Source organism: Pseudomonas sp. S2_E02, from assembly GCF_054668355.1.
On record NZ_CP162761.1, the window covers coordinates 2,755,066 to 2,769,299 of the forward strand.

General features: G+C 60.2%; 11 protein-coding genes, 4 tRNA genes and 1 pseudogene. 6 read left to right on the forward strand and 10 right to left on the reverse strand.

Features of this window, described 5'->3' with window-relative positions:
* Positions 1-2: 2 nt before the first annotated feature.
* The 4 genes from AB4O01_RS12295 to AB4O01_RS12310 form a co-directional block, all read right to left on the reverse strand.
* Positions 3-78: transfer RNA gene (locus tag AB4O01_RS12295), tRNA-Gly, on the reverse strand.
* Between the two features lie 3 nt (positions 79-81).
* A tRNA-Glu gene (locus AB4O01_RS12300) sits at positions 82-157 on the reverse strand.
* A gap of 104 nt (positions 158-261) precedes the next feature.
* Positions 262-337 (reverse strand) — tRNA-Gly (locus tag AB4O01_RS12305).
* A gap of 2 nt (positions 338-339) precedes the next feature.
* Positions 340-415, reverse strand: a tRNA-Glu gene (locus tag AB4O01_RS12310).
* 383 nt (positions 416-798) lie between these two features.
* Between AB4O01_RS12310 and AB4O01_RS12315 the strand changes: the two genes are divergently transcribed.
* Positions 799-1,557, forward strand: coding sequence for a hypothetical protein (locus tag AB4O01_RS12315; RefSeq protein ID WP_176471267.1), 759 nt, complete (start codon positions 799-801; stop codon positions 1,555-1,557).
* A gap of 1,250 nt (positions 1,558-2,807) precedes the next feature.
* Here AB4O01_RS12315 and AB4O01_RS12320 read toward each other — a convergent pair.
* The 4 genes and pseudogenes from AB4O01_RS12320 to AB4O01_RS12335 all read right to left on the reverse strand — a co-directional run bounded on the left by AB4O01_RS12320 (position 2,808) and on the right by AB4O01_RS12335 (position 7,252).
* Positions 2,808-3,704, reverse strand: a complete 897-nt coding sequence (locus AB4O01_RS12320; protein WP_460092257.1) for a methyl-accepting chemotaxis protein — start codon at positions 3,702-3,704, stop codon at positions 2,808-2,810.
* 27 nt (positions 3,705-3,731) lie between these two features.
* Positions 3,732-5,006: pseudogene (locus AB4O01_RS12325) on the reverse strand (methyl-accepting chemotaxis protein); the annotation flags it as partial.
* Positions 4,900-6,300, reverse strand: a complete 1,401-nt coding sequence (locus AB4O01_RS12330; protein ID WP_093435504.1) for an aminotransferase-like domain-containing protein — start codon at positions 6,298-6,300, stop codon at positions 4,900-4,902. The gene AB4O01_RS12330 and the pseudogene AB4O01_RS12325, both read right to left, overlap by 107 nt.
* A 190-nt stretch (positions 6,301-6,490) precedes the next feature.
* Entirely contained in the window at positions 6,491-7,252 is a 762-nt protein-coding gene (locus AB4O01_RS12335; protein ID WP_007917441.1) for an SDR family oxidoreductase, read from the reverse strand.
* Between the two features lie 103 nt (positions 7,253-7,355).
* Here AB4O01_RS12335 and AB4O01_RS12340 point away from each other — a divergent pair, with 103 nt between their 5' ends.
* Both AB4O01_RS12340 and AB4O01_RS12345 read left to right on the forward strand, forming a co-directional pair.
* Positions 7,356-7,493 carry a hypothetical protein gene (locus tag AB4O01_RS12340; protein ID WP_460091920.1) on the forward strand — a complete coding sequence of 46 codons (138 nt, stop codon included), beginning with the start codon at positions 7,356-7,358 and terminating at the stop codon, positions 7,491-7,493.
* Positions 7,490-8,494, forward strand: coding sequence for an NADP-dependent oxidoreductase (locus tag AB4O01_RS12345; RefSeq protein WP_186625694.1), 1,005 nt, complete (start codon positions 7,490-7,492; stop codon positions 8,492-8,494). The genes AB4O01_RS12340 and AB4O01_RS12345 overlap by 4 nt, the downstream gene beginning before the upstream one ends.
* Before the next feature lie 125 nt (positions 8,495-8,619).
* On the opposite strand, the gene pyrF is transcribed toward AB4O01_RS12345, so the two are convergent.
* Positions 8,620-9,318 carry an orotidine-5'-phosphate decarboxylase gene (pyrF, locus tag AB4O01_RS12350; RefSeq protein WP_175559628.1) on the reverse strand — a complete coding sequence of 233 codons (699 nt, stop codon included), beginning with the start codon at positions 9,316-9,318 and terminating at the stop codon, positions 8,620-8,622.
* Positions 9,319-9,614: 296 nt separating this feature from the next.
* Between pyrF and AB4O01_RS12355 the strand changes: the two genes are divergently transcribed.
* The 3 genes from AB4O01_RS12355 (at position 9,615) to xopAW (ending at position 12,345) form a co-directional block, all read left to right on the forward strand.
* A complete protein-coding gene (locus AB4O01_RS12355) occupies positions 9,615-10,364 on the forward strand; it encodes a response regulator (protein ID WP_016983639.1) in 750 nt (249 codons plus the stop codon).
* Positions 10,364-11,413: a sensor histidine kinase gene (locus AB4O01_RS12360; RefSeq protein ID WP_320336517.1), complete on the forward strand. Its 1,050-nt coding sequence runs from the start codon at positions 10,364-10,366 to the stop codon at positions 11,411-11,413. Before AB4O01_RS12355 ends, AB4O01_RS12360 begins: the two co-directional genes overlap by 1 nt.
* A gap of 233 nt (positions 11,414-11,646) precedes the next feature.
* Positions 11,647-12,345, forward strand: a complete 699-nt coding sequence (xopAW, locus tag AB4O01_RS12365) for a XopAW family type III secretion system calcium-binding effector (protein WP_460091924.1) — start codon at positions 11,647-11,649, stop codon at positions 12,343-12,345.
* Positions 12,346-13,119: 774 nt separating this feature from the next.
* On the opposite strand, the gene AB4O01_RS12370 is transcribed toward xopAW, so the two are convergent.
* A complete protein-coding gene (locus tag AB4O01_RS12370; RefSeq protein WP_257355901.1) occupies positions 13,120-14,172 on the reverse strand; it encodes an AI-2E family transporter in 1,053 nt (350 codons plus the stop codon).
* Positions 14,173-14,234: the final 62 nt, after the last annotated feature.

Below are 14,234 nucleotides of genomic sequence, written 5' to 3' on the forward strand. Positions count from 1 at the left end.
TTTGGAGCGGGAAACGAGACTCGAACTCGCGACCCCGACCTTGGCAAGGTCGTGCTCTACCAACTGAGCTATTCCCGCAAATGGCGTCCCCTAGGGGACTCGAACCCCTGTTACCGCCGTGAAAGGGCGGTGTCCTAGGCCACTAGACGAAGGGGACACGCTACCCGGAACACATGGTGTGTGTTTCGGTGTCCAGATCCGCATCCGAAGACTTGGCTCTGGTTTCACTCAGCACCGCCCGAAAGCGCTGCTGTTTAAAATTGGAGCGGGAAACGAGACTCGAACTCGCGACCCCGACCTTGGCAAGGTCGTGCTCTACCAACTGAGCTATTCCCGCATTGGCGTCCCCTAGGGGACTCGAACCCCTGTTACCGCCGTGAAAGGGCGGTGTCCTAGGCCACTAGACGAAGGGGACACACTACAACATTCACTCCCTGCCGCGCTTCGCTGTGTGCTTTACGCTGCAAGTGGCGCGCATTCTATGGATGGATTGAGAGGTCGTCAACCCCCTGATATAAATTTATTTAAATCAATGACTTCGACGACCTTTACGGCGGCAATCGGGCTTTTCCGTCGCCCGACGATTGACGCCTATATTCCGCCACTCGCCAAGACGCTATAGTCCACCCACAGTGATGGCAATCTGCACTCGCAGCGCCAGCATTCATATAAGCAGCGTGCGGCCGATACAGATTGAACCTGCCGATCCAACTCGTCGAGCGGCGCTAGGCGACTAAATGCCCAGCCACTACACTCGCATGCGAACCCTATAAAGAGGTCTTACCGGTGACACCACTCATGATCACCCTGCTAGTCGTAGCCGGGATCGCAATTCTGATCGCCATTGGCTACATGAACCATGTGGTGGAGAACAACAAACTGGAGAAGGCCCGCACCAAGGTCGAACTCAACGACCGCCTGCGCCGTTGCGGCGAACTGACCGAAACCTTCCCCGGCCAGTTCATGACCCCGGCGCTCAAGCTGCTGCTGACCCGTCTGGAACTGAACGTCTGCCAGCGCCTGCTGAACCTGGAAAAAACCAGCGCCACCACCAAAGCACGCATCACCGAACTGAGCGCCCTCGTCGCCCAAGGCGAATCGATCCCGGTCAACAACCCACCGGCACCGATCCTGACCGAAGCCAAAGCCAAAGACGTGCGCTTCCTGCTCGAAGCCCTCCACGGCCAGATCACCCGCGCCGCCCACGATGGTTTCCTGCCACCGAACGAAGCCAAGCACTGGATCCGCGAAGTCCGCCACATTCTGGTGCTGCTGCACATCGAATTCTTCAACAACCTCGGCCAACAGTCCCTGCAACAAAACCAGCCCGGCCAGGCCCGCCTCGCCTTCGAACGCGGCGTGCAATACCTGCGCAAACAGCAGGACCCGCAGATGTACGCAGAACAACTGCAATACCTGGAAAAACTCCTGGCCCGCGCGAACGCCCAGGTCATGGACAAGATTGCACCGGTTGAAGGTGAAGAAAACCAACTGACCGCTGGCCTCAAAGATGTCGAGGCCGATGCGGACTGGAAAAAGAAAGTGATTTACGACTGATTGCAGATGCTGGAAGAGAAGCCACCGAAAGGTGGCTTTTTTGTGGGCTCGCGGGAGTGAACCTGATAGAAAACCGGTGAATGTGAGGCCGCTTTCGCGAGCAGGCTCGCTCCCACAAGGGGGCTGAGTACATCTGACAGAGGTTGGTCGGCTATCAGGCCGCCATCGCGAGCAGGCTCACTCTTACATTGGGGCTGAGTACATCTGATAGAAAATTGGTCGGCTATCAGGCCGCCATCGCGAGCAAGCTCGCTCCCACAAGGGGGCTGAGTACATCTGACAGAGGTTGGTCGGCTATCCGGCCGCCATCGCGAGCAGGCTCACTCCTACATTGGGACTGAGTACATCCGATAGAAAATTGGTCGGCTGTCAGGCCGCCTTCGCGAGCAGGCTCGCTCCCACAGGGGGCTGAGTACATCTGACAGAGGTTGGTCGGCTATCCGGCCGCCATCGCGAGCAGGCTCACTCCCACATTGGGACTGAGTACATCCGATAGCGGATTGGTCGGCTATCCGGCCGCCTTCGCGAGCAAGCTCGCTCCCACAAGGGGCGCTGAGTACATCTGACAGAGGTTGGTCGGCTATCCGGCCGCCATCGCGAGCAGGCTCACTCCCACATTGGGACTGAGTACATCCGATAGCGGATTGGTCGGCTATCGGCCGCCTTCGCGAGCAGGCTCACTCCTACATTGGGACTGAGTACATCCGATAGAAAATTGGTCGGCTATCCGGCCGCCATCGCGAGCAGGCTCACTCCTACATTGGGGCTGAGTACATCAGATAGAAAATTGGTCGGCTGTCAGGCCGCCTTCGCGAGCAAACTCGCTCCCACAGAAAAGCAAAAGCAACGCCCACCTCGCAACCGCATCAGCTTCTCACCACTCAACAGGATGAGCGTTAGCCCGGCTGCCGCTCTTGATCTTGATCCACGGGCGACGTCGGAAGGCTGAGTGGAGGGATTGATCCGGGCGTGGGAGCGCAGCGACCGTTTGGCGCAGCCAAACACAGCGAGAGGAGGTGCAGCGAAGCAAACCGTAGGCGCTGCGCCCGGATCGATCCCGGAGCGAAGGAACCCCGAGCCCCAGCGAGCGGGCCGCACGTAGGAGCAAGCGTTTTTGGTTACTTTTTAGGCGTTTGTAAAAAGTGACCCGCCGTAAGGGCGGAACCCTAATCAGCAACACCCGCAGCAACGGATATCCCCCCAAAACCCCAAGAGCCTGGTCGGCCCAAAGGCCGCCAAGCGTCAAAGCGTCAAAGCGTCAAAGCGTCAAAGCCGAAAATGCCCAACCATCCCGCGCAACTCCCCCCCAACTGGGCCAGCTCAACACTCGAAGCCGCATTCCCACGCATCGCGATCGACGACTGATCCGCACTCGCACGAATACTCGTCACACTGCGATTGATCTCCTCCGCCACCGAACTCTGCTCCTCGGCCGCCGCCGCAATCTGCTGATTCATCTGCTGAATCAACGACACCGCCGCCGCAATACTCCCCAGCGCACTCTCGGTCTGCAACGCATCACTCACCGCCAGCTTCACCAACTCGCCGCTGCTCTGAATCTGCTGCACCGACGAATGCGCCGCCAAGCGCAAAGCACTGACCAGCCGTTCAATCTCCTCAGTCGATTGCTGCGTGCGCCGAGCCAAAGCACGCACCTCATCAGCCACCACCGCAAAGCCCCTGCCCTGCTCCCCGGCCCGCGCAGCCTCGATCGCCGCATTCAGCGCCAATAGATTGGTCTGTTCGGCAACACTCTTGATCACCCCGAGCACCGTGCCGATATTCTGGATTTCCGCACTAAGGCTTTCGATGCTCGAACTGGCCGACGTCGCCGAGTCAGCCAATTGCTCGATGCGCGCCATGCTCTGGCGCACCACCTGCTGTCCACTCTCGACCTTGTCATCCGCCGTCTGCGCGGCCAGCGCCGCTTCTTCGGCGTTGCGTGCAACGTCGTGAACGGTGGCGGTCATCTGGTTCATCGCCGTGGCAACCTGCTCGGTTTCTTCCTTCTGGCTGCTGACCTCAAGGTTGGTCTGCTCAGTGACCGTCGACAACGATTGCGCCGAACTGGCCAGTTGCTCAATCCCCGCCTGCAAACCACTGACGATGGTACTCAGACCCGCGCCCATCTGTTGCATCGCCAGCATCAACTGACCGATCTCGTCGCGACGGGTCACTGCCACGGTCGCACTCAAGTCGCCGGCGGCAATCTGCTGCGCGACCTGAATCACACTGCGCAATGGCGCGACGATAAGTCGGGTGATCAGCCACGCGGCGAGTAATCCCACCAGCAATGCCAGCGCCGATGAGCCGATGATCAGCAGCGAGTTTTTCTTCAGTTCTGCCTGCATCGCGCCGTCTTCAGCGACATACGCCTGATTCACCCGCTCGACCACTTCGTTGGCACGCTGGTGCAATTGCTCGTAGACGGTTTTTTCCTGCGCGAGCAACCCGGTGTACTCGGCCAGTTTGTCGTTGAAACCGGCGATGTGCCCGGACACTTCATTGAGCACGGTGAGATAGCCCTCGTCCTTGACCGTGGTTTTCAATTCTTCGGCCTGCGCCTGCGCTTGTGCGGCCTGTTCGATATTGCCCTTGCCAGCACTGTCGGCATCGCCCTTGCGGCTTTGATCGAGACGAATCCGCGCTTCGTTCATCGCTTGCAGCATCAACCGCGAAACCTGGCTGACCTGACTGGCCTGCTCGATGAACTGTGCGCCGTCCTTGCCCTCGGTGTCCTTCAAGGTATAAGCACCGTCGTCGGCAAGTCCGGCCTGCAATACGTCAAGATTGTTGGCCACACTGGACACCGACCAACTGGCCATTTCCAGCGCCAGGTCCTTGGCCTGAGTCAACGACACAAACTCGTCGAACGCCTTACGATAAGCGCCCAGCGACTGCTGCACATCATTCATGACCGGCACATTCGCCGCCGACTGCGCTTTGAGCTGATCAGCCAGAGCAACCAGTCCGTCGACGCCCTTACGCAGGGCATCGGCCGTCTTCGGATCGCCCCGCAAGGCATATTCCTGCTCGAGCAGGCGCACCTTGAGCAAGCCACTGTTGAGCGAAGACATCTGTTTCAGCCCGTCGAAACGCTGACTGATGGTTTGCAGGGACCAAACGCCGATGGCCGCCACCAGCGCGGTCAGAAGCAAAACCAGCACAAACCCGATACCCAGTTTTTTCGCCATACCGAGGTTGGCAAAACGTCCTTGCATGGCCGAAATCATTGCGCGTAGTCCCCTGCCATTGTCAGTAGAGCGAAGAGTCGCAACGGCCATGAAGCAGCACAAGTCTCTGGCGTCGGAATAATGGCAAAAAGCTACGCCTGCGTCGTTTTCAGAACACTTGAGGTCGATCCGAACCGGTGTAGCGAAAAAACTGCCGGGCGCGCGGATCACAGGCATAGGCGACGTTGATGCGCAGCCAATCGCCCGACTCGCCATTGGGACTGAATGCATCAGGCGCTGACAGCAACACGCCGCAACGTTGAGCCTGCCGACGCAGCCGAATCTGATCGGTCATGCGCGAGCGCGCCCAGATGAACAAGCCACCCGCAGGCTTGCCGAAAACCTCCCAGTCGGCGTCCTCCAGCGCCTGCAATGCGGCCGCGCGATCGGCATTCAGGCGTTGACGCTGGCGCTGCACCAGTTTGCGGTAAGCGCCGCTCACCATCAGGCTGGCCAGCACCGCTTCGGTAAACCTTGACGCCCCCAGACCGCTGATCATCTTGACCTGCGCCAGCCGTCTGACCATGTCGCTGTCGGCAAAAACGAAACCGACCCGCAACGAGCTGCTCAGCGTCTTGGAAAAACTGCCCACGTAAATGACTCGCCCCTCATCATCCAGAGCCGCCAGGCGCGTGCCGTTGCCGGTGTGCAAGTCTGCGTAGACATCGTCTTCGATCACGCGCAAATCGTAGGTCTTGCTCAGTTGCAGGATGCGTTGCGCTACGCTCGGCGACAGGCAACTGCCGGTGGGGTTGTGATGATGGCTGTTGATGAATAACGCGCCGGGGCGAAACTGTTGCAGCAACGCTTCCAGCGCGTCGATATCCGGCCCGTTCGGGGTGCGACGCACCTCGAGCATGCGCACGCCGTGCATCCGCAGGAGATCGAACAACGGCGCGTAACCGGGCGTCTCGACCACCACGCAGTCTCCAGCCTTGAACAAGGTGCGCACGATCAGATCAAGCGCATGGCTGGCGCCGCAGGTACTCAGCAACTGCGCACTGCGGGCCTCGATACCGAACAGTTTCAGGCGCTTGGCGATTTGCTCGCGCAACGCTGGAAGCCCCAAGGGCGTGCTGTAGTTGAACAGGCTGGCCATGTCGGTGCGAGCCACCTCGCGCAGGGCATAACTGAGGTCGTCAGGTTCACGCCAGCTATGCGGCAGTCCGCCCGCGCCAAGTTTCAAGCCGCCCGCGGCCTCGCACACGGCATCGCACCAGGCGAACCGGCCCTCGAATGGCGCCAGCTCATCTTCTGCGCCTGTTGCCGAGGGCGAGGCGGCGACAATGAACCCGGTGCCCTGGCATGAACTCAGAACACCCTGCGATACCAGCCGCTCACACGCCTCGACCACACACGACTGGCTGAGCAGATTGCCCCGGGCGATTTGCCGCACGGACGGCAAACGGGTGGCCGGCGGTACGCCACTTTGCAGGATCCACTCGGTCAGTCCGTCAACAATCTGCTGCACGACCGGCACCATTGCCTGTCGATCAATTCTCAATTCCATGAGCAAGCAAACTCCTGTCCGTTTTGCTGGCGGCAGTAAATCACAGCCGCGCCGGACAGGCTGTGCGACAACGCCGCCAAAAGCGACCGTTCTAACCGTTTGATACACATTGTTTAAGAGGCTTCACGGAACTGACCGCTGCCCACAAAAAAGCCCGCAACGAATGCGGGCTGTTGTTCTTGGGCGTGATTCAGAAAGCGGTGACGCCACCATCCACTGCCAGCGAGTGGCCGGTGGTGAATGCCGCACCGTCGCTGCACAGGTACAACACGGCACTGGCGATTTCCTCGACTTTGCCGATGCGCCCGACCGGGTGCATGGCGTTGGCGAACTCACCCTTCTTCGGGTCGGCCTCGTAAGCACGGCGGAACATGTCGGTATCGATCACCGCCGGACACACAGCGTTGACGCGGATTTTCTTCTTCGCGTATTCGATGGCTGCCGATTTGGTCAGACCGATCACCGCGTGCTTCGACGCCGCGTAGATGCTCATCTTCGGCGCCGCGCCCAGTCCCGCTACCGAGGCGGTGTTGACGATCGCCCCGCCGCCCTGCGCCAGCAACAGCGGCAGTTGATACTTCATGCACAGCCAGACGCCTTTGACGTTGACGCCCATGATTGCGTCGAACTCATCCATTGAGCCTTCGGCCAGTTTGCCTTTTTCAATTTCGATGCCGGCATTGTTGAAGGCGTAGTCGAGACGGCCGTAGGTATTGATGACCTCGTCCATCAGATTTTTCACTTCGCTTTCGACGGTTACGTTGCAGCGCACGAAGGTCGCTTCGCCGCCGGCTGTACGAATCAGCGCCACCGTGCCCTCGCCCCCTGCCGCGTCCAGATCGGCGACCACCACTTTCAGGCCTTCGGCGGCAAACGCCTGCGCGGTCGCACGGCCGATGCCGTTGGCCGCGCCAGTGACTACAGCAACCTGACCGGAAAACGTCATGCTCATTGTTATGTCCTCGAAGGGATAGATGCAGGGGATGTATGGAATGGCAGCATAGCCATTGAGGTCTGCCGAGCGTCAGCACTATCCAATGGCTGTTTATGTGCCCATGCGTCGCAGTGATAAAACCGGCCAGGTGATCATCACTGCACTGGATCGGCGTGCATTCGCCGCATCAGCCAACCTTGCGCCAATGCCGGCGAAGGTCTATCAACAAGGCTTCATTCCGTTCGAGTGCCTGCCATGACCAACCAGACCAATCGCCAGTTCCTGCTCGCCAAACGCCCGGTGGGAGCGGCCAACCGCGAGACCTTCACCTATCAGGAAGTACCGGTCGGCGAACCGGCGGCGGGCCAGATTCTGGTCAAGAACGAATACCTGTCCCTCGATCCGGCGATGCGTGGCTGGATGAACGAGGGCAAGTCCTACATCCCGCCGGTCGGTATCGGTGAAGTCATGCGCGCGCTGGGCGTAGGCAAAGTCATTGCTTCGAACAACCCTGGCTTTGCGGTCGGGGACTACGTCAACGGCGCCATTGGCGTGCAGGATTATTTCCTCGGCGAGCCAAGAGGTTTCTACAAAGTCGATCCGAAACTGGCACCGCTGCCGGTGTACCTGTCAGCGCTGGGCATGACCGGCATGACCGCCTACTTCGCCCTGCTGGATGTCGGCGCACCGAAGGCCGGCGACACCGTGGTGTTGTCCGGTGCAGCGGGCGCAGTGGGCAGCATCGCCGGGCAGATTGCCAAGCTCAAAGGCTGCCGCGTGGTTGGCATTGCCGGCGGCGCCGACAAGTGCAAATTCCTTATTGATGAGTTGGGTTTTGACGGTGCCATCGACTACAAGTCCGAAGATGTCGTGGCCGGGCTTAAACGCGAATGCCCGAAAGGCGTCGATGTGTATTTCGATAACGTTGGCGGCGACATCCTCGATGCGGTGTTGAGCCGTTTGAACATAAAGGCGCGGGTGGTTATCTGCGGCGCGATCAGTCAGTACAACAACAAGGAAGCGGTCAAGGGGCCAGCCAACTACCTGTCGTTGCTGGTCAATCGTGCGCGTATGGAAGGTTTTGTGGTGATGGATTACGCAGCGCAATACGCCAGTGCCGCGCAGGAAATGGCCGGCTGGATGGCCAAGGGGCAGCTCAAGAGCAAGGAAGATATCGTTGAAGGGCTGGAGACCTTCCCGGAAACGCTGATGAAATTGTTCAGCGGTGAGAACTTCGGCAAGTTGGTGTTGAAAATCTAAAACCACCACAAAACAAATGTAGGAGTGAGCCTGCTCGCGATAGCGGTGTGTCAGTCAACATTACCGTTGTTTGACACACCGCTATCGCGAGCAGGCTCACTCCTACAGGGTTTTGCGGTGCCTGATCAGGCGATTTCGGCTACGACCGAAGCCAGCGCCTGCGCCGGATCCGCCGCCTGGCTGATCGGACGGCCAATCACCAGATAATCGGAACCGGCATCCAGCGCCTGACGCGGAGTCAGAATGCGGCGCTGATCGTCCTGCGCGCTGCCCGCCGGACGAATTCCCGGGGTCACCAGTTGCAGCGAAGGGTGCGCAGTTTTCAGTGCCGAGGCTTCCAGCGCCGAGCACACCAGACCGTCCATGCCAGCCTTTTCGGCCAGCGCGGCCAGACGCAGCACTTGCTCTTGCGGCTCGATATCCAGACCGATACCGGCCAGGTCTTCGCGCTCCATGCTGGTCAGCACGGTCACGCCGATCAGCAACGGCTGCGGGCCGCTGCGTTTATCCAGCTCTTCACGGCAAGCGGCCATCATGCGCATACCACCGGAGCAATGCACGTTGACCATCCACACGCCCATCTCGGCAGCGGCTTTCACGGCCATCGCGGTGGTGTTGGGAATGTCGTGGAATTTCAGGTCGAGGAATACTTCAAAACCCTTGTCACGCAGGGTGCCGACAATTTCGGCGGCGCAACTGGTGAACAGTTCCTTGCCCACTTTGACCCGGCACAGCTTCGGGTCCAACTGGTCGGCCAGCTTCAGTGCGGCGTCACGGGTAGGGAAATCCAGGGCGACGATGATAGGAGTCTGGCAGGCGGACATGAATGGGCTCTCAGGCAGGTCGAAATCGGCGCGCATTGTAGCGGAACCGGCGGCAGCGCGGCACCCGATGATCGGTAAATCGTCGCGCTGGCCGTGATCAGCATAGCGCTCGCTGCTATTGTGTCGACTCCGATACACAACCGACACGCCAGCAACAAGCACCCGCGCTAGCCTCGCCAGCCGCAATACGTCCTTACATCAGCACTTCCCGCCTCACGGCCGGACGCCTATGCTGAAACCACAACCTCGCAGCCCATCTTTTGTGGTTGGCGGCCTACTGGCAGATGAACAGCCTCATGCACAACACCCAAATGACCGCGACGGATGAGCCTAAAGACGACAAGCGCTGGAGCATTCGCGCGCTGATCGTCGATGATGACGTGCCGATCCGCGAGCTGATGATTGACTACCTCGCGCGCTTCAATATCCACGCCAGCGGCGTCACCGACGGCGCGGCGATGCGTCAGGCGCTGCTCGCCGAACATTTCGACGTTGTCGTGCTGGACCTGATGCTGCCCGGCGAAGACGGCTTGTCGCTGTGCCGCTGGCTGCGCGCTGAATCGGACATCCCGATCCTGATGCTCACCGCTCGTTGCGAACCGACCGACCGCATCATCGGCCTGGAACTGGGCGCCGATGACTATATGGCCAAACCGTTCGAGCCACGCGAACTGGTCGCGCGCATTCAAACCATTCTGCGCCGGGTGCGCGACGATCGAACCGAACAGCGCGCGAACATTCGTTTCGACAACTGGCGTCTGAACAGCGTCCTGCGCCAGTTGATCGCCGACGATGGTCTGGTGGTGCCGCTGTCCAACGCCGAATTCCGCCTGCTGTGGGTGTTTATCGAACGTCCGCGTCGGGTACTCAGCCGCGAGCAACTGCTCGATGCTGCCCGTGGCCGCTCGATCGAAGCCTTCGACCGCAGCATCGATTTGCTGGTCTCGCGTCTGCGGCAGAAACTCGGCGACGACCCGAAAGCCCCGCAGTTGATCAAAACCGTGCGCGGTGAGGGTTACCTGTTCGACGCGCGGGACATCGGCTGATGCGGGCGCGCTTCGACACGCTGTTCGGGCGTCTGTTTGGCGTGCTGTTCGTGGCGATTGTCCTGGCGCACCTGCTGGCGTTCGCCTGGTTCCACCACTACGGGCCCCCGCCGCCCCCGCCGCCACCGGAGTTCTCTCAAGGCGCCGAAGGGCAACCGATGGCACATGATCCGCGCTACCCGCCACGGCCACCGCGTCCGTGGTTCGGTGGCCCGGTGGTGCCGCTGACCTTTCAATTCATCACGCTGATGATCGCGGCCTGGTACGGCGCCAAACTGCTCAGTCGCCCGATCCAGCGCCTGAGCGACGCCGCCGAACGCCTCAGCGAAGACCTCGACAGTCCGCCGCTCGACGAGTCCGGCCCGCGGGAATCGCGACAAGCCGCCTACACCTTCAACCTGATGCAGCAACGCATTCGCGAACAGGTGCAGCAGCGCGCACGGATGCTGGGCGCGGTTTCCCATGATCTGCGCACACCGTTGTCACGCCTGAAACTGCGCCTGGAAAACATCAGCGATGAAAAGCTGCAAGGCCAGATGCGCCAGGACCTCGACGACATGATCGGCATGCTCGACGCCACCCTCACCTACCTGCACGAACAGCGCACCAGCGAAGCCTTGCAATTGATGGATGTGCAGGCGCTGGTCGAATCACTGTGCGAAAACGCGCAGGATCAAGGCGCCGACGTACAGGTCAGCGGCCATTGCGCACCGTTGCCGGTACAGCCGATGGCGCTGCGTTCGTGCCTCAACAACCTCATGGACAATGCCCTGCGTTATGCCGGCCAGGCACGCATCGAATTGCAGGATCAGCGCGAGCAACTGCTGATCCGCGTAATCGATCACGGCCCGGGGATCACCGAGGACAAGCGTGAAGCGGTGTTTGAACCATTTTATCGGCTGGAAGGCTCGCGCAATCGCAACTCTGGCGGCGTCGGGCTGGGTATGACGATTGCCCGCGAAGCGGCCCAGCGTCTGGGTGGCCAGCTCAACCTCGAAGAAACCCCCGGCGGCGGCCTCACCGCCATCATTCGCCTGCCGCGCACCTGAGAAACACACAATCCACCTGTAGGAGTGAGCCTGCTCGCGATAGCGGAGTGTCAGTCACAGTAAATGTCACTGATAAACCGCTATCGCGAGCAGGCTCACTCCTACAAGGTATTTGGTGTTCATTCCATCGTGTGTACCCACCGGTACAAATCCCACATACCCCCGACAACTTGCGCCCCGACGCTGCATAAGCCGGTACACCCACCGGTTTTCCATTCCAGGGAGTGAATCCGATGATTGGTAGCGTCAGCAACTACACGAGCTATACCAGCACCAGCAGTACCTCCACGCAAAACGCCCGCAGCCAGCAACTGCAAAAAGAACTGTTCGCCAAACTCGACAGCAACGGCGACGGCGCAGTGGATCAGGACGAACTGAAAAGCGCCCTGTCGCAGAAGAACGACGACGGTCTGCTGGTCAAACTGAGTAAACAATTCGGTGATCTGGACAGCGATGCCAGCGGCAGCCTCAGCGCCGAAGAATTGACCGCCATGGCGCCCCCGCCACCGCCACACGATCAAGCACCGGACACCGACCTCGCCGACGCCCTGATCAGCGCCCTCGACAGCGACGGTGACGGCGCCATCAGCAGCGACGAACTGTTCAGCCAACTTGATGCGGATGGCGACGGCAGCGTGACCGCGACAGAACTCGGCAGCGCACTGCAAGCCAGCGACAGCGCGACTTCAACCACCAGCACTGACACCAGTGCCGCGCTGCTCAAGGTGCTCGATAGCGACAGCAGCGGCGGTGTAAGCAGCGACGAGCTGAAAGCGGCTTTACAGGCAGGGCGAGAACGGCCGGATGAAGAACAGACCGCTTCTACCCAGAGCACCACCGAAGCCCTGAACCGCATGATTGCCAATTTGAGCAAACAGTACTCGCTGGAGAAAACGGCATCGGTGGGCAAGTATTTGAATGTGGCGACTTGAGTCGAAGACACTATTTGCCGCAGACAATCAAAAGCCCCTCACCCTAGCCCTCTCCCAGAGGGAGAGGGGACTGATCGAGGTGTTTGGGAGAGCTACGCCGACGTGAAATACCGAGTCGAACTCAGATTCTGAAACAGATCAAAAGCCCCTCACCCTAGTCCTCTCCCGGAGGGAGAAGGGACTGATCGAGGTGTTTGGGAGAGCTACGCCGACTTGAAATACCGAGTCGAACTCAGATTCTGGAACAGATCAAAAGCCCCTCACCCTAACCCTCTCCCAGAGGGAGAGGGGACTGATCGAGGTGTTTGGGAGAGTTACGCCGACGTGAAATACCGAGTCGAACTGAGGCTTTGAAAAGCACACATTTCAGCCCCCTCTCCCTCGGGAGAGGGCTGGGGTGAGGGGCAGCAACAACGCAAATCAAAAGCCGAACACCCGCGCTCTTCACCACTCAATAGGCCGAGTGTCAGCTCGCCTGCTTTTGATCTTGATCCACGGGCGACGTCGGAAGGCTGAGTGGAGGGATTGATCCGGGCGTGGGAGCGCAGCGACCGTTTGGCGCAGCCAAACACAGCGAGAGGAGGTGCAGCGAAGCAAACCGTAGGCGCTGCGCCCGGATCGATCCCGCAGCGAAGGAACCCCGAGCCCCAGCGAGCGGGCCGCACGTAGGAGCAAGCCTTTTGGGTTACCTTTTCGGCGTCTGGAAAAAGTGACCCGCCGTAAGGGCGGAACCTTAATCAGCAACACCCGCAGCAACGGATATGCCCACAAAAATCAGCGCCGCTCCTCAACCCGCCCCTGACTCTTGCTCCAATCCGTCAACAAACTATAAGCCACCGCCAACAACGTAGGCCCGATAAACAACCCGATAAACCCAAACGCAATCAACCCGCCAAACACCCCAAGCAACACAATCACCAACGGCAAATTCCCCCCGCGGCTGATCAAATACGGCTTGAGCACGTTATCCACCCCACTGATGACAAACGTCCCCCAGATCCCGAGAAACACCGCCATCCCGTACTCACCCTTCCACGCCAGCCAAGCCGTCGCCGGCACCCACACCAACGGCGGCCCCATCGGAATCAGACTCAACAGGAAGGTGACAATCCCGAGCACCAGCGCCCCCGGCACCCCGGCAATCAAAAACCCGATCAACGCCAGAACCGCCTGCGCCGCCGCCGTGCCGATCACCCCGTTGACCACCCGCTGCACCGTACCCGCCACCAACTCGATGTAATACCCGGCACGATCCCCGATCAAGCGCTCCAGCAGACTGTGCACAAACGCCGCCAGTCGCGGCCCGTCACGATAGAAAAAGAACACAAAGACAATGCTCAACGTCAGCTCGAGAATCCCGCCACCAATCTGCGCACTGCGCGCCAGCAGCCAGTTACCGACCTGCCCCAGATAAGGTTTGATCGACACCATCAGCGCGGCGCCCTGCTGATCGATGCTGTTCCACAGCCCGACCAGCCGCTCGCCCACAAACGGCAAAGTCCCCAGCCACACCGGCGCTTCCGGCAGACCGTCGACCTGCACATCCTTGATGAACGCCGTGGCATCACGCACATGATCCCCCACGTTGAACCCCAGCCAGACCAGCGGCGCGGCCACCAGCAGCATCCAGCCCAGCGTCAGAATCCCCGCAGCCAGCGACTCACGCCCGTTGAGCCAGCGGGTCAACAGACGCATCAGCGGCCAACTGGCAAACGCCAGCACCGCGCCCCAGAACAGGGCCGACCAGAACGGAGCCATCACCCACAGGCTGGCACCAAACAACACCAGCAGCAGGATTTGCACCAGCAGGCGATCGTTATTGAGCATGTAATGTCTCGAAAAAGTCAGTCAGGCAAAGAGTAGGCGAACACGCAGTTCGTGCTCGCCCG